This is a genomic window from Actinomadura verrucosospora, from assembly GCF_039540335.1.
Taxonomy (GTDB): Bacteria; Actinomycetota; Actinomycetes; order Streptosporangiales; family Streptosporangiaceae; genus Spirillospora; species Spirillospora verrucosospora.
Window position 1 is genome coordinate 19,164 of the sequence record NZ_BAABEV010000033.1, and the last position, 20,986, is coordinate 40,149.

Annotated in this window: 19 protein-coding genes; 12 read left to right on the forward strand and 7 right to left on the reverse strand. The window is 73.8% G+C overall.

The annotated features are described in order from the left end of the window. Positions 1-109 precede the first annotated feature (109 nt). Positions 110-433, forward strand: coding sequence for a histone-like nucleoid-structuring protein Lsr2 (locus tag ABD944_RS29250; protein ID WP_345182244.1), 324 nt, complete (start codon positions 110-112; stop codon positions 431-433). A gap of 458 nt (positions 434-891) precedes the next feature. Here the strand turns inward: ABD944_RS29250 and ABD944_RS29255 are convergent, their stop codons facing one another. The 5 genes from ABD944_RS29255 to ABD944_RS29275 form a co-directional block, all read right to left on the reverse strand. Further along, on the reverse strand, positions 892-1,212 hold the full coding sequence (locus ABD944_RS29255; protein ID WP_345182246.1) for a GroES family chaperonin: 321 nt from the start codon (positions 1,210-1,212) through the stop codon (positions 892-894). A 59-nt stretch (positions 1,213-1,271) separates the two neighbouring features. Further along, positions 1,272-2,036 (reverse strand): serine protease, encoded by a 765-nt coding sequence (locus tag ABD944_RS29260; protein ID WP_345182249.1) that lies wholly within the window; start codon positions 2,034-2,036, stop codon positions 1,272-1,274. Between the two features lie 17 nt (positions 2,037-2,053). Beyond that, positions 2,054-3,001 carry a DMT family transporter gene (locus ABD944_RS29265; RefSeq protein ID WP_345182251.1) on the reverse strand — a complete coding sequence of 316 codons (948 nt, stop codon included), beginning with the start codon at positions 2,999-3,001 and terminating at the stop codon, positions 2,054-2,056. Between the two features lie 122 nt (positions 3,002-3,123). Continuing rightward, complete coding sequence (locus ABD944_RS29270; protein WP_345182253.1) at positions 3,124-3,891, reverse strand: SDR family NAD(P)-dependent oxidoreductase; 768 nt, start codon at positions 3,889-3,891, stop codon at positions 3,124-3,126. 24 nt (positions 3,892-3,915) lie between these two features. Further along, complete coding sequence (locus ABD944_RS29275; protein ID WP_345182256.1) at positions 3,916-5,373, reverse strand: flavin-containing monooxygenase; 1,458 nt, start codon at positions 5,371-5,373, stop codon at positions 3,916-3,918. A gap of 113 nt (positions 5,374-5,486) precedes the next feature. Between ABD944_RS29275 and ABD944_RS29280 the strand changes: the two genes are divergently transcribed. Genes ABD944_RS29280 through ABD944_RS29295 form a run of 4 tightly spaced genes read left to right on the forward strand, consistent with a single transcriptional unit; the run spans position 5,487 to position 11,674 of the window. Continuing rightward, on the forward strand, positions 5,487-7,670 hold the full coding sequence (locus ABD944_RS29280; protein WP_345182258.1) for a DUF4132 domain-containing protein: 2,184 nt from the start codon (positions 5,487-5,489) through the stop codon (positions 7,668-7,670). 49 nt (positions 7,671-7,719) lie between these two features. Continuing rightward, the gene (locus ABD944_RS29285) at positions 7,720-8,961 is read left to right on the forward strand and encodes a DUF4132 domain-containing protein (protein ID WP_345182260.1); all 1,242 of its coding nucleotides are present in this window, start codon (positions 7,720-7,722) and stop codon (positions 8,959-8,961) included. Continuing rightward, a complete protein-coding gene (locus ABD944_RS29290) occupies positions 8,952-11,282 on the forward strand; it encodes a DUF4132 domain-containing protein (RefSeq protein ID WP_345182262.1) in 2,331 nt (776 codons plus the stop codon). Before ABD944_RS29285 ends, ABD944_RS29290 begins: the two co-directional genes overlap by 10 nt. Next, positions 11,282-11,674, forward strand: a complete 393-nt coding sequence (locus tag ABD944_RS29295) for a hypothetical protein (RefSeq protein WP_345182264.1) — start codon at positions 11,282-11,284, stop codon at positions 11,672-11,674. Before ABD944_RS29290 ends, ABD944_RS29295 begins: the two co-directional genes overlap by 1 nt. Before the next feature lie 8 nt (positions 11,675-11,682). Here the strand turns inward: ABD944_RS29295 and ABD944_RS29300 are convergent, their stop codons facing one another. Then, entirely contained in the window at positions 11,683-12,348 is a 666-nt protein-coding gene (locus ABD944_RS29300; protein WP_345182267.1) for a DNA-binding response regulator, read from the reverse strand. Between the two features lie 94 nt (positions 12,349-12,442). Between ABD944_RS29300 and ABD944_RS29305 the strand changes: the two genes are divergently transcribed. Next, complete coding sequence (locus ABD944_RS29305) at positions 12,443-13,297, forward strand: aldo/keto reductase (RefSeq protein WP_345182269.1); 855 nt, start codon at positions 12,443-12,445, stop codon at positions 13,295-13,297. 61 nt (positions 13,298-13,358) lie between these two features. After that, positions 13,359-13,925, forward strand: a complete 567-nt coding sequence (locus ABD944_RS29310; protein ID WP_345182271.1) for a PadR family transcriptional regulator — start codon at positions 13,359-13,361, stop codon at positions 13,923-13,925. Positions 13,926-13,957: 32 nt separating this feature from the next. On the opposite strand, the gene ABD944_RS29315 is transcribed toward ABD944_RS29310, so the two are convergent. Then, positions 13,958-14,944, reverse strand: a complete 987-nt coding sequence (locus tag ABD944_RS29315) for a diacylglycerol/lipid kinase family protein (protein WP_345182273.1) — start codon at positions 14,942-14,944, stop codon at positions 13,958-13,960. A gap of 169 nt (positions 14,945-15,113) precedes the next feature. Between ABD944_RS29315 and ABD944_RS29320 the strand changes: the two genes are divergently transcribed. From ABD944_RS29320 to ABD944_RS29340, 5 genes are all read left to right on the forward strand, one after another. Continuing rightward, complete coding sequence (locus ABD944_RS29320) at positions 15,114-16,130, forward strand: alpha/beta hydrolase (RefSeq protein WP_345182275.1); 1,017 nt, start codon at positions 15,114-15,116, stop codon at positions 16,128-16,130. A 17-nt stretch (positions 16,131-16,147) separates the two neighbouring features. Further along, positions 16,148-17,035, forward strand: coding sequence for an amidohydrolase family protein (locus ABD944_RS29325; RefSeq protein ID WP_345182277.1), 888 nt, complete (start codon positions 16,148-16,150; stop codon positions 17,033-17,035). 108 nt (positions 17,036-17,143) lie between these two features. Next, positions 17,144-17,275: a hypothetical protein gene (locus tag ABD944_RS29330; protein WP_345182279.1), complete on the forward strand. Its 132-nt coding sequence runs from the start codon at positions 17,144-17,146 to the stop codon at positions 17,273-17,275. A gap of 202 nt (positions 17,276-17,477) precedes the next feature. Further along, positions 17,478-18,980, forward strand: coding sequence for a cellulase family glycosylhydrolase (locus tag ABD944_RS29335; RefSeq protein WP_345182281.1), 1,503 nt, complete (start codon positions 17,478-17,480; stop codon positions 18,978-18,980). Between the two features lies 1 nt (position 18,981). Further along, positions 18,982-20,973, forward strand: a complete 1,992-nt coding sequence (locus ABD944_RS29340) for a glycoside hydrolase family 44 protein (RefSeq protein WP_345182283.1) — start codon at positions 18,982-18,984, stop codon at positions 20,971-20,973. The last annotated feature ends 13 nt before the right edge of the window (positions 20,974-20,986 follow it).

The window sequence follows — 20,986 nt, forward strand, 5'->3', positions numbered from 1 at the left end:
GCCCGGACGAGGCCGTGGCGGCGCGGTTGCGATGACCTGGCCTGTTCCCCGGCGGCCTAGTATGAAGACGGGACCGTCATTCGTCAGTGAACGAGGGGGAAGGCAATTCATGGCGCAGCAGGTCAAGGTTCGCCTGGTCGACGACATCAGCGGCGGGGAGGCGGTGGAAACCGTGTCGTTCTCGCTGGACGGCCGGTCCTATGAGATCGACCTGAACAAGAAGAACGCCGCCAAACTGCGCAAGGTCATCGAGCCTTACCGGGAGCACGCCCGCAAGGCGCGCCGCACCGCGGCGAGGAGCGCCACGCGCACGGCGGGCAGCCGCGAGCGCAGCGCCGAGATCCGCCGGTGGGCGAGGTCGGCGGGAATCCCCGTCAACGACCGCGGGCGCATTCCCGCCGATGTGCTCCAGAAGTTCGAGGCCGCGCACTGACCCGTCACTCCGCCGGGCAGAGGCCCATTTCCAGGCGGCTGCAGGCTCCGAGAAGCACCGCACCCGGCACTGACCGCCATGCGGCGAGATCTCCGGAGCACGTGCGGCCGCCTGGCAGGCCTGGCGCAGATTTCGAGCCGGAGCAAAGCGTCTCAGCAGGCTGGACGACGACGGAAGCGCGATAGGGCCTGTCACGCCCGCCCAGCGGGCACTGGCCGCCCAACACCAGACGAAGTCCGGAGCCCCCATACCGCAGACCAGCACCCACTACTGCGACGACCTCAGCCACCACAGGACCACGCGACAACCTGGGGGGCTGCGATCGCGTCCGAAGGCAGATTCGAGCGAAGCAAGAATCTGATCGCGCAGCGAGCCGCAAGGCGAGCCGGAGCGATGCCAGCGATCGCCCGCGTTTTTCGACGATGGAGGGCCGCCAGGCCCGAAGGAGGAGAAAAAGGCTATAGATAGAGCCCAGTGCCGTGTTCTGGGCGTTCGCTGGCGATGGCGTGCAGGTCGCGCTCGCGCATGATCAGGTAGTTCTCGCCCTGGATCTCGACCTCGTACTGGTCGGCGGGGTGGAAGAGGACGCGGTCGCCGGGCTTGACGATCCGCACGTGGTGGCCGACCCCGCAGACCTCTCCCCATACCAGGCGGTTCTGCTGCTCGACCGTCGCGGGAATGACGATGCCGCCGGTGCTGCGGCGTTCGCCGCTGTCCTTCTCGGACTTGATCATGACGCGGTCGTGCAGCATCTGGACTTCGAACTTGGGCTCGGACACGCGGGCGAGTTTATCCGTCCGCGCGGGTAGGAACGTTCCGCGCTGCGCCCGGGGCGGGGTCAGGGCAGGGAGGTGAGCCTGGCGTAGACGCCGGGGTAGCCGGGCTTGCCGCAGCCGTAGCCCCAGGAGACGAGCGCGGCGACGCGCCCGCCGGCGATCAGCGGGCCGCCGCTGTCGAACTGGCACGAGTCGGCCTTCGCGGATCCGGCGCACAGCATGTCGGACGGGTCGAAGGAGTCGCCGTAGGCGCGCCGGCACGCCGCGTCGCCGGGGAGCGGGACGGCGGCGGCCCGGAGGCGGGTGTTGAACAGGTCGTTCTCGGAGGTGAAGCCCCACCCGGCGATCTCTGCGGTGCGGGCGGAGCCGGGGGCGCCGAGGGGCGCGGCCGGGCGGTTCACGCGGCGCGCGAGCGTCAGGACGGCGAGGTCGTGGTGGCTGACGGTCTCGTCCTTGAAGGTCGTCTCGCGGTACTTCGGGTGCATGCGCACGGACTTCACCGCGACCGTCTCCCCGCCGCGGCCGGCCAGGTCGTCCCGGCCGAAGGTGGCGGTGAGGACGCCGGGGACCCGGCGGAACATCGACACGCAGTGGCCGGCGGTGAGCAGCCGATCGGGCTTCACCAGGACGCCGCCGCAGAACTGCCCGGCCGGGCGGACGAAGAAGATCGGGGAGCCGACGGCGGCCATCCACGGGTACCGGGCGGCGGGCGCCGGGGCGCCGCCCACGACGGCGTCGGCGGGGGCGGCGGTGGCGGCGAGCGGCGCGAGCCCGAGGCAGGCTCCGAGCAGCGCTAGACCGAGGGACCGGCGGGAGGGCAGGGCCATGGCCGCACTGTAGGCGATCAGGGGGCGGCGCGCACGCGTTTGCCGGCGGCGGCCCGCTGCGTCTGCGCGGCAGGGTCCTCGTAGCGGGGGAACAGCGCCAGCGCGGCCAGCGCGAGCGCGAAGCCGCCCGCCCGGAGCGCGAACGGCGCGGTGTCGCGCGGCCACTGCTCGTCGAACAGGACGGTGCTGCTGAGGACGAGGTAGGTCCGGCCGATGACGGTGAGCACGACGGCGACGATCGCGATCCGGCAGCGCTGCAGCGCGACCTGGAGCTGCCCGAGCGCGATCGCGGCGAGGCCGATCGTCAGGTACGGGTAGGGGGACTCCAGGACCGCCCGCGCGCTGCCGGTGTCCTGGTAGACGAGCGAGATGCCGCGGATGCCGGCCTCGGCCAGCCCGGCGCAGGCCCCGGCGCCGATCCCGTAGGCGACCCCGGCGAGCCTGCGGGCGTGCCGGCCGCCCGCGCGGCGGTCGCCGACCAGCCAGACCAGGGCCGCGACGATCACCGCGGGGGCGCAGACGGCGAGCATCGTCCAGGGCCGGGCGAGGGTCCCGGCGAGGGTGGCGTCGGCGCGCGGTTCGCCCTCGGTCGTGGCCGACAGGCCGATCAGCCCGGTGGCGAGGACGAACAGCGCGACGCTCGCCCATTCGCGCAGGCTCAGCCGCTCGCCGAGGACCCCGGCCGCGAAGGCGACGAGGAGCACCAGGCCGAGGGCGAAGACGGGCTGCGCGACGGCGAGCGGCACCGCGGAGAACGCGACGACCTCGTAGCCGAGGCCGAGGAACAGCAGCAGGCCGCCGCCCAGCCAGACGGGGTCGGTCAGCATGAGCCGGGCGACGCGGAACGGGCGGCTGCCCCGCAGCGGCTCCATCCGGCGCGCGGAGACGCGGAAGACGAGGAAGGCGATGTAGTAGACGGTGGTGGCGAGCAGGGCGAGGGCGGCGTAGCCCAGGTCGTGACCCATCGGGAAAGACCCTTCGGCGGACGGGGGCGGGAAGAGTCGTCCGGCGCGCCTCGAAGCGACTCGCCCTGCCACGATGCCCTCTCGCACCGCCTGTGACAAGGCCGTGACCCCTGACTACATGATCAATCGTAGTGACGGCCGCGGGTGGACGACAGGCGGGAGACGAGGCCCCGGGGCAGCAGCCGTGTGATCCCGACGACGGCCTTGTACTGCGCTCCCGGGACGCTGACCTGCACGCCGCGGCGCAGGTCGCGCAGGGCGGCGGCCACGACGTCGTCCTTGTCCAGCCACATGAAGTCGGGGACGTCTGACATGTCCATCTGGGCGCGGTCGTGGAACTCGGTGTGCACGAAACCGGGGCACAGCGCCATCACCCGGACGCGGCCCCGCGACCGTCTCCGGATGTCGGCGGCGACGCCCTGGCTGAAGTTCACGACCCACGCCTTGGACGCCCCGTAGGTGCCGCGCGTGGCGAACGCCGCGACCGACGAGACGTTGACGACGCCGCCCCGGCCGCGCGCCAGCATCCCCGGGAGGGCGGCGTGCGTGAGGCGCAGGACGGCCTCGCAGTGCACGCGCAGCATGGTCAGCTCGTCGGACACCGGGACGTCCAGGAACACGCCCCTGTTGCCGAATCCGGCGTTGTTGACCAGCAGGTCGACGTCCTTGCCGACGCGCTCCTCGGCCGCGGCCAGGCCCTCCTCGGTGGACAGGTCGGCGGGCAGCGCCTCGGCGCGCACGCCGTAGGCCGCGCGCAGCTCGGCGGCGGTCCGCTCCAGCCGTTCGGCGTCGCGGGCCAGCAGGACCAGGTCGAACCCGTCGGAGGCGAGGCGGCGGGCGAAGGCGGCACCGATCCCCGCGGTCGCGCCGGTGATGAAGGCGGTCGGCATGGCCCCGAGCCTAGGGCGCGTTCCCTACCGGGCGGCGGCACGCCGCGCGCGGAAGTGCCGCGGGTCGGGGCGGCGGGTCGCGCGGCGGTAGGCGAAGGTGTAGCCCGGCCAGTTGTTGACGACCTTCCCGCCCTCCGTCATGTACCAGCTCCGGCAGCCCGCCTCCCAGACGGTCGAGCGCATCCGCTCCCGCATCTCCCGGGTGAACGCGTCCTGCACGTCGGGCCTCACGTCGATCCAGGCCAGGCCCGCGCCGCGCAGCGCCTCCACGCATCCGAGGACGTACCGGAACTGCGACTCCAGCATGTAGATGATCGAGTTGTGTCCGAGGTTGGTGTAGGGCCCGTACAGCAGGAACAGGTTGGGGAAGCCGCTGACGGTGATGCCGAGGTGGGCCTGCGCGCCGTCCCGCCACGCCTCGTTCAGCTCCCGGCCGCCCCGTCCGACGATCTTCATGGGGGACAGGAACTCGGTGGAGCGGAACCCGGTCGCGTACACGATGACGTCGGCCTCGTGCGCGCCGCGCGCGGTCCGGATCCCGGTCGGGGTGACGCGCTCGATCGGGTCGGTGATCAGGTGGACGTTCGGCCTGCTCAGCGCCGGATAGTAGTCGTCGGACAGCAGGATCCGCTTGCACCCCATCCGGTAGCCGGGGACGAGTTCGGCGCGCAGCGCGGGGTCGGCGACCTGCTCGGCCAGGCGGCGGCGGAAGCCGCGCTCCATGAGTCCCATCAGCCGCGGGTACCGGATGAAGCCGAGCGCGCGGGCCTCGAACAGCGCGTAGATCCGGGCGCGGCTCAGCGCGTACAGCCCCGGCACGGCCCGCAGCGCGGCCCGCTCCCAGGCCCGGTACGGCCGGTCCGGTTTGTCGATCACGTACGGCGCGGACCGCTGGAACAGCAGCAGTTCCGCCGCCTCCCGGGCGACCTCCGGGACGATCTGGATCGCGCTCGCGCCCGTCCCGATCACCGCGACGCGCCTGCCCCGCAGGTCGGCGCCGTGGTCCCAGCGGGAGGAGTGGAAGGCCGGTCCGGTGAACGACTCGCGGCCCTCGATCGGCGGCAGCTCGGGCCGGTTGAGCTGCCCGCACGCCGAGACCAGCACCCGCGCGGCGAGGTCCCCGGTCGTGGTGGAGATCCGCCAGAGCGCCGCGTCCTCGTCGAACCGCGCCTCGGTCACCTCGGCGCCGAACCGGATCCGGTCGAGGACGCCGTGCTCGCGGGCGCAGTGCCGCAGGTAGTCCAGGATCTCCGCCTGCGGCGGGAAGCGGCGCGACCAGTCGGTCCTGCGTTCGAACGAGAACGAGTACAGGTGGGACGGGACGTCGCAGGCCGCGCCCGGGTAGGTGTTGTCGCGCCAGGTCCCGCCGAGGTCGGCGGCCTTCTCCAGGATCACCACGTCGCGGACGCCGGCCTGCCGCAGCCGGATCGCCATCCCGATCCCGCCGAACCCGCTCCCGATGATCACCACGCTGTGCGTCATGGCAGTCCCGAATCTCATTCTGTCTGGGTCCCCCACGAGCGTAGGTGACCGTGAAGTCACTGAGAAGGTGTCGCCGCGGCGCGTTTGTCGGTCGGTTCTGCCAGCATCCCGGCATGCCCGACCATGCCCTCGCCGCCGAAGCGCGCGCCGACGACGGTCCCGGAACGGTCCAGGCGCTGATGGCGCGCGCCTGCGAGTCCGGAGAGGAGGGCTACCGGCTGGCCGTGCTCGTCGAAGAGGCCCTGTCCGGCGCCGAGCGCCTCGACGCCGGAACCCTGCGCGAGATGGCGCCGCCGCTGAAGCGACTCAACGGCGTCTTCGCGCGGGCCGAGGTCCCGATCGGGTACCGCCAGCGGGTCGACCGCCGCCTGCGGGCGCTGCTGGCGAGCGTGGACGAGGCGTACCTGCCCGAGGGGGTGCTTCCCGTCCACGACGTCTGGGCCGCGCCGCTCCGCGAGCGAGTGCGGGTCGCGCCGTCGGCCGAGCTGACCCGGTTCGTCCGGCACCTGGCGAGCCTGTCGGCGCCGCGCCCCTCGCGCGCGTGGCACCGCGCGTGCGTCACCCTCGCCGACGAGGCGGCCGCGCGCGAGGACGTCGCCGAGTGCCTCCGCGCGCTCGCGGAGGACGAGCCGCACTGCCCCCGCGAGGACGGCCCGCACACCGCGACGTCCTGCGGGTACCACCATCTGGTCGACCCGCACCACGGAGACGTCGCGCGCGGCCTCGTCTGGGCGGCGGCCCTCACCGGCGGCCCGGACGCGGTGCCCCGGCTCCGCGCGGTCGCCCTGCGCATGGGCACGGCCGGCCGCGACCTCTACGAGGGCCCCAAGGTCGCGGGCGCGGCGATCAACGCGCTGGGCGCGGTCGACGATCCGCGCGCGCTGGAGGCGCTCTGGCGGCTCCGCGCGCCGGTCACCAACCGCGCGCTGCGCAAGCAGCTCGACACGGCGCTCCAGGCGGCGGCCGAGCGGCAGGGCATCACGCGGGCGCAGCTCGTGGAGCGCAGCGTCCCCGCCCACGGGCTCGGCCCGGACGGCTCGGCGGAGCGGGTCCTCGGCGACCACACCGCGCGCGTCGCGGTCGAGGGCGCGGCGACCGTCCGCGTCACCTTCACCGGCCCCGACGGCCGCGTCTCCCGGACGGCCCCGGCCGCGGTCAAGGACCGCTTCCCCGACGAGCTGAGGCGCCTGAAGGCGCTCGCCAAGGAGGTGCGGGCGACGCTGTCGGGCGAGCGGGCGCGCGTCGAGGGCCTGCTGTCCGAGGACCGCTCCTGGCCCTACGCCGAATGGCGCGAGTTCTACCGCGACCACCCGATCACCGGGGCGGTCGCCCGCGGCCTCGTCTGGGAGTTCCAGGGCGAGGACGGCCGCTGGCGCGCGTCCCTCGGCGCTCCCGGCGGCGACGCCGCGCGGGTCAGGCTCTGGCATCCGCTCCGGGCGGCCGTCGGCGAGGTGCGGGCCTGGCGGGAGCGCGTCGTCGACGAGCAGGTCCGGCAGCCGTTCAAGCAGGCGTTCCGCGAGATCTACCTCCTCACCCCCGCGGAGGAGGGCACCGCGACCTACTCCAACCGGTACGCGGCGCACATCGTCCACTACCGGCGGCTGTACGCGCTGTTCAAGGAGCGGGGCTGGCAGTCGAACTTCCTCGGCCGGCACGAAGGCGGCCTCCACGGCGAGGCGCGCGGCGAGTTCGGCGGCGGCGAATGGCGGGCGTGCTTCTACCACGAGCCGGTCGACGACGACGGCGACTGGACGGTCGAGCACGCCGCGACCGACCAGGTCCGCTTCGAGCGCAGGCACGGCCGGCGCTGGCGGGAGGCGCCGCTCGCCGACGTCCCGCCGCCCGTGTTCAGCGAGGCGATGCGGGACGTGGACCTGTTCGTCGGCGTCACCTCCATCGCCGCCGACCCGGACTGGGCCGACCGGGGCGAGGACCGCCACGCCGCCTACCGGCGCGAGGCGGGCTTCGGCGCGCTGACCGCGAGCGCCGAGGTCCGCCGGGCGGCGCTGGAGCGCATCCTGCCGCGCACGAGGATCGCCGGCCGCTGCGCCCTGGACGGCCGGCACCTCGTCGTGCGCGGCGAGCTGCGCACCTACCGGATCCATCTCGGGTCGGCGAACGTCCTGATGGAACCGGACGGCGCCTACCTGTGCGTCGTCCAGGGCCGCCGGCCCCCCGGCACGCTGTACCTGCCGTTCGAGGACGAGCGGCTCTCGCTCATCCTCAGCAAGGCGTTCCTGCTGGCCGCCGACCACAAGATCACCGACCCCTCGATCCGGCGGCAGCTCAGCGTGTGATCACCTGAAACGTCCCGGAACCGGCGCTTCCATCTGGAAAGATCACCTCATGTCCGACGACCACCGGCCGCCGGCCGCGCTCGACCTTCTGGACCGCCCGCCCGTCCCCGGCGGGCCCGCCGACTCCGGGGTGCCCGCGCACGGGCTCGGCCGCGACGGCTCGCTGGCCCGCGACATCGGCGGCTACCAGGCGGTCCTCGCCATCGCCGACCCGATGACCGTCCGGCTCACCTTCATCGGCGCGGAGGGCCGCCCGCTGCCGACCGTCCCGGGCGCGCTCAGGACGGGCTTCGCCGCGCAGGTCAAGGAGACGAAGGCGCTGGCGAGGCGGGTCCGCGCGACGCTGGCCGCCGAGCGGGCGCGGGTCGAGGCGCTGATGGCGGCCGAGCGGACCTGGCCCTACGGGCAGTGGTGCCGGCACTACCGCGACCATCCGGTCACCGGACGGGTCGCGCACGGTCTGATCTGGGAGTTCGAGGAGCCGGACGGGCACTGGCAGGCCGCCACGCCCGGCGAGGACGTGCTGGTCACGGTGGACGGCCGCGCCCTGCCCGCGCCGCCGGGCGGCGCGCGGGTACGGCTGTGGCATCCGGTGCGGGCGCTCCCGGGCGCCGTCCGGGCCTGGCGGAGCTTCGTGACCGGCAACCGGATGGCGCAGTCGTTCCGGCAGGCGTTCCGGGAGACCTACCGGCCCGGCCCGCCCGGGGCCGAGACCGATCTGCGCCGCGGCCGCTTCGACGGCGAGGAACGGCGCGTGCTCGCCGGGGGCGCGTGGCGGGTCGGCTGCCGCGAGGGCCGGGCGCGGGTGACGTTCGAGCGGCGGGCCGCCGGGTCCTGGCGGGAGGAGCCGCCGCGGGCCGTGCCGCCGCCGGTGTTCAGCGAGGGGATGCGGGAGGCCGACCTGTTCCTGCGCCTCGCCCCGGCCGCGGAGGAGGACCCGTTCGGCGCGCCGTCGGCGACCGCCGAGATCCGGGCGGACGTGCTGCGCCGGATCCTGCCCGGCACGAGGATCGCGGGCCGCTGCGCGGTCGACGGGCGGTTCCTCGTCGTCCGCGGCGGGCTGCGCACCTACCGCGTCGACCTCGGCTCCGGCGGCGTGCTGATGGAACCGGGCGGCGACCGGCTGCGGATCGGGCCGTCCCGCCGGACGGGGCAGAAGGGCCTGTTCCTGCCGTTCGAGGACGAGGTGCTGGCACGCGTCCTCGGCACGGCGTTCCTGCTGGCCGCCGACCACCGGATCACCGACGAGGCCGTCCTGCGGCAGATCAGGAGGGACGCCCGATGGAACTGACCGCGCGGCTGCTGCGCGCCATGACCGACCCGGCGGCGGAGGACGAGGAGTTCCGCACCTGGTATCCCGACCTGTCGGCGCTGTCCGACCGCGATCTCGGAGACCTCGTGCCCGCCGCCTACGCGGTCGGCCGGGAGGCGCCGTTCGTGTCGATGTCCGTCCGGCTCAGGATCGAGGACGAGGCCAAGCAGCGGCAGCCGCGCTACACGCCGGAGGCGTGCGAGCGCATGTTCCAGGCGCTCGTCGGCGGGCTGGCCCACCGCAAGTGGGCCGACCTCGTGCTCGGCGCGGGCACGCTGGTCCGCTGCACGGGGCCGTGGCCCGACCTCGCCGGCCCCGCCCGGAAGCTCGTCGAGTACCTCCTCGCCCGCGAGCGCCTCGACCAGCCGTTCGCGCTGCTCGCGGTCGGCGGGCTCGCGGGCGACGGCGTCCTGCAGGCGGTCGCCGGACGCCTGCGCCAGAAGTGGAAGGGACCGATCGTGCACGACGAACTGGACACCGTCGTGCGCCTCGCTCCGGTGGAACGGGTGCTGCTCGCCCAGGTGGCCGAGAACCGGTCGTTCAACTCCCCGCCCGTCCCGCCCGAGGTGTGGGAGCGCGTCGCCGCCGTCCCGGCCTGCGCCGAGTTCGCCCGCCGCGCCCTGGAGGCCGCCGCCGAGCGCGCCCGCGCCGTCCAGGAGGGAGAGATCCCGTTCCGCGCGGACCGGGCGTTCACCGGGGACGAGGTCGCCGCCGTCGGGCTCGCCGCGCGCATCGCGCTGCTGCGCGACGAGCCGTGGCTGCCCGCCCTGTTCGACCGGCTCCTGCCCGGCGTCTCGGTGGCCCCGACGCAGGCGAGGACGCTGCCGTCGCAGGCGCTGCTGTACGAGATCGTCCGGGCCGCGCAGGAGTTCCCCACGCCCGAGCTGGTCACCGCGATCCGGACCGTCCGCGGGATCGTCCGGCACGCCGGGGTGCCCAAGCAGCTCGACAAGATGCTCAAGAAGGTCGAGGCCGCCTTGGCCGAGCGGACCGAGGTCGCGCTGCGCCTCCCCGATCTCGGCTTCGGCCCCGGCGGGGTCCTGCGCAGGGAATTGGGCGACTACACCGCCCTCGTCACGATCACCACGGGCAAGGCCGCGCTGACCTTCGAGAAGGGCGGCGCCGCGCTCAAGGGCGTCCCCGTGCCCGTCCGCCGCGACCACAAGGACGAGGTCAAGGAGCTCCGCGACCTCGTCGCACGCGTCAACGCCCAGCTCGTCACGCTCGCGCGGGCGCTGGAGGGCGGCTTCTCCGTCGACGCCGTCCACCCGTTCGGCCGGTGGCGGGACACCCTGCTGCGCCATCCGATCGCGGGGCCGACGGTGCGCACCCTCATCTGGGAGATCGAGACCGCGCCCGGCGAGTGGCGCACCGTCCTGCCCGAGACCGGCGACCTTCCGGACGCCGCCGACGACGCCTCCGTCCGGCTGTGGCACCCCATCAGGTCGGGGCCGGACGAGGTGCGCGCCTGGCGCGACCTGCTCGTCGAGCGGCGGATCCGGCAGCCCTTCAAGCAGGCGTTCCGCGAGATCTACCTGCTCACCCCCGCGGAGGTGGAAACGGCGACGTACTCCAACCGGTTCGCCGCGCACCTCGTCCACTACCGGCGGATGTTCGCGCTCTTCCGGGCCCGCGGCTGGACGAGCGCCCTGCTCGGCCCCTGGGACGGCGGAGGCTCCGACGAGGCGGCCCGGACGCTCGCGGCGGGGGAGTGGCGGGTCAGGTTCTCCCACGTCCTGGCCGACTGGCAGGGCGAGCACGAGATCGCCGGCACGAACCGGGTGGTGTTCGACCGCCGAGGCGACGGCGGCTGGCGTGAGGCGGCCCTCGCCGACGTCCCGCCGCTGGTGTTCAGCGAGGCGATGCGCGACGTGGACCTGTTCGTCGGCGTCACCTCCATCGCCGCCGACCCCATGTGGGAGGACGGCGAGGCCCACGAGTACTGGGTGCGCGCGTGGTACGCCGACCTCGGCGAGTCGGCCCGGACGCGCCGGGACGCCCTGGAACGCGTCCTTCCGCGCACGAAGATCGCCGACCGCTGCTCGATCGAGGGCCGCCACCTGGTCGTGCGCGGCGACCTGCGCACCTACAGGATCCACCTCGGCTCGGCCAACATCGTGATGGAGCCGGACGACGCGTTCCTGTGCGTCGTCCCGGAGCGCCGTGCAGCGGGCGCCAAGGTCTTCCTGCCGTTCGAGGACGAGCGGCTCTCCCTCATCCTCAGCAAGGCGTTCCTGCTCGCCGCCGACGCCGCGATCGACGACGAGTCCATCCTGACGCAGATCAAGCGAGGCGCCTGATGACCGCCGTGAACTTCCGCGACGAGACGGCCGCCGGCGCGCCCGTCGCCGCGTTCCAGGTGGGCGGGCTGCCCGACCGGATGACCCTCCGGGAGCTGATCAGGCTCCGGGTCCGCGAGGAGGTCGCCCGGCACAACGCCCGCCCCTCCGACCGGTTCCACGGCCTGGTCCGCCCGGACGGCGCCGAGGCCGAGCTGAACGGCTACCGCCTGCGCGAGCCCCGCCGCCTGGACTGGGAGCGGCAGGCCGACATCGCCGAGCGCGCCTTCCTGGGCAACGGGTTCTTCGTCCTCGCCGCCGACCGGCAGGTCGAGGACCTCGACGAGGAGATCGACCTCACCGGCGACCCCGACCTGGTCTTCATCAGGCTCGTCCCGCTCGTCGGCGGCTGAGGGGGCTCTCAGCCGACCAGGCCGAACTCGTGGGCGCGCAGGCCCGCCTGGAAGCGGGAGTCGGCGTCCAGCAGGGTCAGGATCTCCGCGACGCGGCGCCGGTAGGTGCGCAGCGACATGCCGAGCCGGCGCGCGGCGGCCTCGTCCTTCAGCCCGCCGCCGAGCAGCCGCAGGATGCGCAGGCTCTCCTCGCTCAGCGCGGGCGGCCGGCCGCGCCGGTGGTCGGCCAGGTCGGCCGCCGTCTCCCACGTCGCCTCGAAGAGCGAGACCACGCCCTTCACCACGCCCGGCGACCGGACGACGGTGTACTCGCGGACGCCGCCCTCGACCGGGCCGGCGAGGATGGCGACCCTCCGGTCCACGATGATCGTTTCGTGGGGGAGCGGCGCCGGGCAGATCCGCACCCGCCCGCCCGCGGCGGCGATCGCGAGGAGCCGCCGCTCGGACTCCTCGTCGGCCAGGGCCGCCGGGTTGTACAGCTTGCGGACGGCCGGGGCGGGCCGGATCCGGCGCCGCTCGGCGACGATCCACTCCCGCAGGCCGGGCAGCGCCCACGTGTTCTGGTCCGTCGCGGCGCACGAGAACTCCTCGCACGCGAAGAACAGCCGTCCGGCGCGCTCGACCAGCTCCTCCTCGCCGCGCAGCACGACGTTCCGGTCCAGATCGGCGCTCACGGACCCAGTCTGCCACGCGGCCCGCGGGCCGCCGCCGTGGCAGCAAGCTGCCAGCCGGTCGCCGCGCCCCGGCGGGCGCAGCACAGTGGACCGCATGACACGACACTTCGATCTCGGCGGCGACCTGCGGATCTCCCGGATGGGCTTCGGCGCGATGCGGCTGCCCGCGAGCACCCTCGGCGGGCCCGCGGGCGACCGGGACACCGGAATCAAGATCCTCCAGCGGGCCGTCGAGCTGGGCGTGGACCACATCGACACGGCCGCGTTCTACTACTACGAGGGCGGCCCCGCGGCCAACGAGATGATCCGCGCCGCGCTGGCCCCCTACCCGCCCGGCCTGGTCGTCGCCACGAAGGTGGGCCCGTACCGGGGCCCGGGCGACCCCTTCCCGTCCGGGCAGCTCCCGGCACCGGAGCTTCGCGCCGAGGTGGAGCGCAACCTCACCGAACTCGGGCTCGACCGGCTCGACCTGGTCTACCTGCGGCCCGGCGGGCTGGAGGAGCCGGGGACCGAGCCGATCGGGGAGCGCTTCGCCGTCCTCGCCGGACTCCGCGAGGAGGGGCTGATCAAGCATCTCGGGTTGAGCCACGTGAGCCTCGCCCAGCTGGAGGAGGCGCGCGGGATCGCGCCGGTCGCGGCCGTCCAGAACCGGTTCGACGTGACGCGGCCGCGGGACGCCGAGCTCCTCGCCGCATGTGAGCGCGACCACATCGCCTACGCCCCCTACTTCCCCCTCGGCGGGTTCGGCATCCCCGACGACGCGCGCGTCAACGCGGTCGCCGCCCGCCACGGCGCCACCGTCCCGCAGGTGCTGCTCGCCGGGCTGCTGGCGCTGTCGCCGGTGATGCTCGCGATCCCCGGCACCGGCTCCCCGGACCACCTGGAGGAGAACCTCGCCGCCGCGGATCTGGTGCTCGCCCCGGAGGATCTCGCCGCCCTGAAGCGGTGAGGACCGCGCGCGCGGCCGCCGGAGCCTCTACCCTGAACGGGTTTGCGATCAGGGGGAGAGGATGTCGACGACGCGGCTGCTGGTGCTCGGCGGGGTGCGCAGGTTCGGGCGGGCGCACGGCTACGAGGTCCGCCGTGAGCTGCTCTCCTGGGGCTCGGACGAGTGGGCCCACGTCAACCCGGGCTCGATCTACCACGCGCTCAGGCAGCTGGCCAAGGAGGGCCTGCTGCACGCCCACGAGGTGGAGGAGAGCGAGGCGGGCCCGCCGCACACCGACTACGAGATCACCGAGGCCGGCCGGGCGGAGTTCCACCGGCTGCTGCGCTCCGCCCTCTCCGCGGTGGACGTCCGGCATCCGGAGATGCTGACGGCGGGCCTCGGGTTCCTCACCGAGCTGCCGCGCGCCGAGGCGCTCGCCCTGCTGCGCGAGCGCCTCGACGGCCTCGCCGCCTGGCGCGCCTCCGTCGCCCCGCCCCTGGACGAGCTGGACCCCTCCGACCACCTGCGCGAGCTGCTCGGCTGGTGGGTCCACTCCGCCGACTCCGCCAGGGCCTGGACGCTCGGCGTGATCGAGCGCCTGGAGGCGGGCGCCTACGTCATGGCCGACGAGCGCGGCGCGACCGGCTGACGGGCCCGGGCGCCCGCGGCGCCCGCGGCCGGTCAGGTGTCGACGAACGTCCTGGGGACGATCACCCGCAGCGCGTTGCCGCGCAGCTTGATCGACACCGGGGTGCGGCCGCGGACCTCGCCGTCCACGTCCACCTGCATCGGCGGGTCGGTCTCGATCTCCACGTTCGCCGTGGTGAGGAAGGCGTCGTCCTCCAGCGACCGCCACGGGCCGGTGAGGACGTGCCGGGCCGTGGCCGACGCCAGCCGCAGCCGCCGCTCGTCGCCGAGCCGGTACACGGCCAGCAGCCGGTCGTCCGGGCTGGCGTCGCGGGCGATGCGCTGCCCGCTGTGGTGCGCGCCGTTGGCGACGTTCAGCTGGTGCGTCGCGACCTCGTGCGTCTCGCCGTCGATCGTGATGCGGGCGGTGAACGCCTTGTGCCGGGGCAGCAGCCCCGCCGCCGTCAGCGCGTAGGCGGGGCGCCCGATGAACCGCTTGAGCGTGTGCGGGACGTGCTCGGCGACCTCGACCGACAGGCCGAGGCTGACCATGTTGGCGAAGATGTGCTCGCGGTCGGCGCCCGGCCCCTCGCCCTGCGGGTCGCCCGTCGACTCGAACCAGCCCACGTCGACGTCGGCGACCTTCCCGCCGCCCGGCCGGCCGAGGGCGAGGGTCGCGACCGCGCCCGGCAGGTCGAGCGGCAGTTCCAGGCTGCGGGCGAAGTTGTTGGTGGTGCCGAGCGGCAGCACCCCGAGCGCGATGTCGCGGTGCGCCAGGTGCCCGACCGCCTCGGCGACCGTGCCGTCCCCGCCGCCGACGACCACGAGGTCGGGCTCCAGGGCGAGGACGTCGGTGAACAGCTCCCGCAGGCGGGCCGGGTCGGTCACCGGGAAGACGTGCGGGAACTCCAGGCCCGCCTCGCGCAGCAGGCGGCGCGCCGTGCCGTAGAGCCGCCGCCCCCGCCGGGAGCGGGAGTTGATCACCAGCGCCGCGCGCCCGCCGCCCGCGATCGCCGATTCCAGCTCCGCCTTGCTCCGCATCTGGACGCTCCGCATCTCTTCCGGTCGCCCCCTTCGTCCGCGCCACCCTGGAGGGTACGTGGACCGGAACTCCCGGCCCGACATTTTATAAACCGATTACACAGCGTTGAAACATTCCCGTCAGAGGGAACCTTTACCAGCAGGCGCCTCTGGACGACCGGGGGAGATCATGCGGTTGCGCGGCTTGGCGGGAGCGGGACTCATCGTTGCGGTCGCCGGGCTGACCGCGTCCATCGCGGCGGGCGGCACGGCCCCGCCCGGCGCCCCGGCCGACGACGGCGCGGCCGTGGTCGGCGAGCGCCGCCCGCGCCGCCGCGTCCTCGACCTGGCCGTGCGCTCCCCCGTCCTGGCGGACGTCGTCCACGTCCGCCTCCTGCTGCCGCCCGGCTGGTCGCGCGACGCCTCCCGCACCTGGCCGGCGCTCTGGCTCCTGCACGGGGCCTCCGCGGGCCGGGACGGCCACACCGCGTGGAGCGAGCACAGCGACATCGAGGAGCTGACCGAGGACGCCGATGTGATCGTCGTCATGCCGGACGGCGGCCCGTGCGGCAGCTACACCGACTGGTGGAACCGCGGCGGCGGCGGCGCCCCGAAGTGGGAGACCTTCCACCTCGCCGAGCTGCGGCAGATCCTGGAGCGCGGATACCGCGCGGGCCCGGACCGCGCCGTCGCCGGCAACGCGATGGGCGGGCTCGGCGCGCTGGCGTACGCGGCCAGGCACCGGGGCCTCTTCCGGGCGGCGGCGTCGTTCAGCGGGCCGGTCCACACGCTGCACCGCGACCCGGCCGGTCTCGACGTCGCCGACCTCGTCGAGCTGAGCGTCGCGATCGGCGCGCCGTCCCTCGACTGGACGGACGTGTGGGGCGACCCCGACGAGCAGCGCGTCGTGTGGCGCCAGCACAACCCCTACGACCTCGCCGGGCGCCTCGCGGGCGTCCGGGTGCACGTCAGCGCGGGGGACGGCGCCCCCGGCCCCTTCGACCACCCCGGCCGGGGCGGGCGGGACCCCGTCCCGCACGACGCGCTGGAGGCCCTCGCCCACACCGTCTCCCGCGAGTTCGCGGGCAAGCTGAAGAAGCTCGGCGTCCCCGTCTCCACGCACTTCTACCGCGGCACCCACACCTGGCCGTACTGGCGCCGCGAGCTGCGGGCCGCGCTGCCCGCCCTGCTCGCCGAGATCACCTGAGCGGCTAGGGTCGGGGCGTGGCCGAACCTCGTTCTGATTCAGCTGTCCCCGCGTTCTGGCGGTCGCTCGGGCTGCCCGGCATCATCGACGTCCACGTCCACTTCATGCCGCAGCGCCTGATGAGCGCGGTGTGGGACTACTTCGACGAGGCCGGGCCGCTGATCGGCACCGAGTGGCCCATCCGCTACCGCGACTCCGAGCAGGAGCGGCTGGACTTCCTGCGCGGGCTCGGCGTCCGCGCGTTCACCTCGCTCGCCTACCCGCACCGGCCCGGAATGGCCGAGTCCCTGAACGAGTGGGCCGCCCGGTTCGCCGCCCGGGTCCCCGAGTGCCTCCAGTCCGCCACTTTCTATCCCGAGCCCGGCGTCGAGGAGTACGTGCGCCGCGCGCTGGACGCGGGCGCCCGCGTCTTCAAGGTCCACCTCCAGGTCGGCGGCTTCGATCCGCGCCTCAAGGAGCTGGACGCGGTCTGGGGGATGCTCGCCGACGCCGGCGTGCCCGCCCTCGTCCACGCCGGCTCCGGGCCGGTGGCCAACGGCTTCACCGGGCCCGGCCCGTTCGGCGAGGTGCTCGCCCGCCACCCGGGCCTGACGGCGATCGTCGCCCATCTCGGCGCGCCTGAGTTCGAGGGCTTCTTCGCCCTGGCCGACGCCCACGAGCGCGTCCGCCTCGACACGACGATGATCTTCACCCGCTTCGCCGCCCTGGCGCCCTTCCCGGACGCGCTGCTGCCCCGGCTGCGCGACCTCGGCCTGGAGGGGCGCATCCTGCTCGGCACCGACTTCCCGAACATCCCCTACGAGTACGCGCACCAGCTGGAGTCGCTGGCCGCGCTCGGCCTCGGCGACGACTGGCTGCGCACGGTCTGCTGGCACGGCCCCGCCGACCTGTTCGCCCTCTCCTAGCCGGCACACCGCTGTTGCGGCGTCCCGGGCATCGCGGACTGTCTCCGGTGTGGTCGGAGTCAATGCTTCGACCTTTTGTGAGGGATAAAACGAGATGGAGTGATCGATATGGCTGGCGGCAAACTGCCGGAGAAGCGCGACGACTGGGCCGACAAGCAGCCCGTGGTCAGCGGTTCCGAGGAGGACCTCAACGAGGTCATCGACGAGGTGGCGAAGAACCTCGGCGTCGAGCGGGGCTAGCGGAACTGACGAACGGCCCTTGTTGATTGATTAAGCAGACCGGTCCCGCCCCCCGGGCGGGGCCGGTCTTTTTTCACGGGTTTTCACGCGGGGTGCCTGGTCAGCGCGGGACGGCTGGAGCCGTCCTTGACAGGCCGGGTGCCGCGGCCGACTGTGGGAGCGCTCCCACCCCGTCGATCGAGGACCCCGTATGAGAACGACCGTGACCGTGAGACTCCGGCGGACCCGCCTCGTCCCGATCATCGTGGCCGTGCTGCTGGCGCTGGCGTTCGTCCAGGCCGCGCCGCGCCCCGCCCGCGCGGCGGGCGCCGGCTACTGGCACACCAGCGGCCGGCAACTGCTCGACGCCGCCGGGCAGCCGGTGCGGATGACGGGCGTCAACTGGTTCGGCGCCGAGACGTCCAACTACGCGCCGCACGGCCTCTGGTCGCGCGGCTACAAGGACATGCTCGACCAGATCAAGAGCCTGAGGTACAACACGCTGCGGCTGCCCTACAGCAGCCAGCTGTTCGACTCCGGCAGCACGCCGAACAGCATCGACTACTCCAAGAACCCCGACCTGCAGGGGCTGAACGGGCTGCAGATCCTGGACAAGATCATCGCTTACGCGGGGCGGATCGGGCTCAAGGTCGTCCTCGACCGGCACCGCCCGGACTCCGGCGGCCAGTCCGCGCTCTGGTACACCGCCGCCTACCCCGAGTCGCGCTGGATCTCCGACTGGACGATGCTCGCCCGGCACTATGCGGGCGACACCACGGTCATCGGCGCCGACCTGCACAACGAGCCGCACTCCCCGGCGTGCTGGGGCTGCGGCGACCAGTCGAGGGACTGGCGGCTGGCCGCCGAGCGGGCCGGCAACGCGATCCTCGCGGCCAACCCGAACTGGCTGATCATCGTCGAGGGCGTCAACGACCAGGGGAGCGACAACTACTGGTGGGGCGGCAACCTCCAGGGCGCCGCGCAGTACCCCGTGCGGCTGAACGTCGCGAACCGGCTCGTGTACTCCGCCCACGACTACGCCACGTCGGTGTACCCGCAGCCGTGGTTCGACGACCCGTCCTTCCCGTCCAACCTGGCCGGGATCTGGGACAAGAACTGGGGCTACCTCTACAAGAACAACGTCGCGCCGGTCCTGCTCGGCGAGTTCGGGACGACGCTGAGGGACCCGCGCGACCAGACGTGGCTGCGCACCCTGATGGCCTACCTCGGCAAGGGCACGGGCGGCGTCTCCTTCACCTTCTGGTCGTGGAACCCCAACTCGGGCGACACCGGCGGCATCCTCAACGACGACTGGACGACCGTCAACACGACGAAGCAGGCCTACCTCGACCCCTACCTGCTCGGCGCGGGCGACCCGGGCGGCGACCCCGGCGACCCGGGCACGCCGGGAACGTCGTGCAAGGTCGCCTACACCGTGCAGAACAGCTGGTCAGGCGGTTTCACCGCCCAGGTCACCATCACCAACACCGGGTCCTCGGCGCTGAACGGCTGGACGCTGGAGTTCGCCTTCCCCGGCGACCAGAAGGTCGGCCAGGGGTGGAGCGCGGCCTGGTCGCAGAGCGGCGCCGCCGTCACGGCCAAGAACCTCGACTGGAACGCCTCGGTCGCGCCCGGCGCCTCGCTCACGGTCGGGTTCCAGGCGACCGGCGCGGCGAGCGGCGCGCCCGCCGCGTTCGAGGTGAACGACAAGGCATGCGAGGTGTGACATGACCAGGAAGGCCTGGCTCGCCGTCGCCGCGGCCGCCGCGCTCCTGCCGTGGGCCGCGCCCCCGGCGCAGGCCGCGGACGGGCCCGCGCTGACCGTCGACCCGTCCGCGTCCCGGCACGCGATCAGCCCCTACGTGTACGGGATGAACTTCGCGTCCGAGGAACTCGCCAAGGAGCTGCGCCTCCCCGTCCGGCGGTGGGGCGGCAACGCGACGACGCGCTACAACTATCTCTTCGATGAGACCAACCGGGGCTCGGACTGGTACTTCGAGAACGTGCCCGGCCCCGCGCCGGACCCCGCGAAGCTCCCCGACGGATCCGAGACCGACCAGTTCACCGAGCAGGACCGCCGGACCGGCACCGGCACGCTCCTGACCGTCCCGCTGATCGGCTGGACGCCGAAGGGCCGCGACTACACCTGCGGGTTCGGCATCGCCAAGTACGGCCCGCAGCAAGGCGCCGACGCCCAGTGGCGGCCCGACTGCGGCAACGGGGTCAAGCCGGACGGCTCGAACGTCACGGGCAACGACCCGGCCGACACCAGCGTCCCGGCCGGCCCCCGGTACGTCACCGACTGGCTGTCCCACCTGACCGGCAAGTACGGCCGGGCGGACGACGGCGGGGTGCGCTTCTACGATCTCGACAACGAGCCCGACCTCTGGCACGCCACCCACCGCGACGTGCACCCGGACGGCGCCGGCTACGACGAGATGCGCCGCCAGACGTACGCGATCGCCTCCGCGGTGAAGGCCGCCGACCCGGGGGCCAGGACGCTCGGCCCGGTCGGCTGGGGCTTCCAGTCGCTGACGATGTCGGGCCTGGACAAGCAGACCTGCGACCGCGAGGGCGGGGACTGCTGGTCGAACCCGCCGGACCGGGCGGCGCACGGCGGCGTCCCGTTCGCCGACTGGTACCTGCGGCAGATGAAGGCCTACGAGCAGGAGCACGGCACCCGCATCCTCGACTACTTCGACGAGCACATCTACCCGCAGCAGGCCGGGGTGTCCTCCGCCGACCCCGGCGACGCGGCGACCCAGGAGCTCCGGCTGCGCTCCACCCGGCAGCTGTGGGACCCGGCCTACACCGACGAGAGCTGGATCGGCCAGCCGATCAACTACATCCCGCGGATGCGCGAGCTCGTGAACCAGAACTATCCGGGCACCAAGCTGGCGATCACCGAGTACAACTGGGGCGCGCTCGGCCATCTGAACGGCGCGCTGGCCCAGGCGGACGTCCTCGGGATCTTCGGCCGCGAGGGGCTCGACCTGGCGACGCTGTGGGCGCCGCCGGGCGCGTCCGACCCGGGCGCCTACGCGTTCCGCATGTACCGGAACTACGACGGCGCGGGCGCCTCGTTCGGCGAGACGTCCGTCCGCGCGTCGAGCGCCGACCAGGGCAGGCTCGCGGTGTACGCGGCGGAGCGCGCGTCCGACGGGGCGCTCACCCTCATGATCGTGAACAAGTCGCTCACCGACGACCTCACCAGCACCGTCTCGATCGCCGGGCGGTCGGGCTCGGCGGCGGGGCGCGTCTACCGGTACGGCGGCGCCGACCCGGCCGCGATCGTCCGCGCCCCGGACGTGGCGGTGGGAGCGGACGGGTTCACCTCGACGTTCCCCGCGTCCTCGATCACGCTGGTCGAGATCCCGGCGGGCGGCGGCCCGGCCGCCCCGGCGTGCGCGGCCGGGTACTCGGTGCAGAGCCAGTGGGGGACGGGCTTCACCGCGCAGGTCACCGTCGCCAACACCGGGACCTCGCCCATCGAGGGCTGGGCGCTGAAGTTCGCGTTCGGCGCGGGGCAGCGCGTCACCCAGGGCTGGAACGCCGCCTGGTCGCAGAGCGGCCCGGACGTGACCGCCCGCAACCTCGACTGGAACCGGACGATCCGGCCGGGAGGCTCGGTGACGATCGGCTTCAACGGATCGAGCGGCGGGGCGAACCCGCCCCCGAGCGCCTTCACGGTGAACGGCGCCGCCTGCACCGCCCGCTGATCACGGGGCGGCG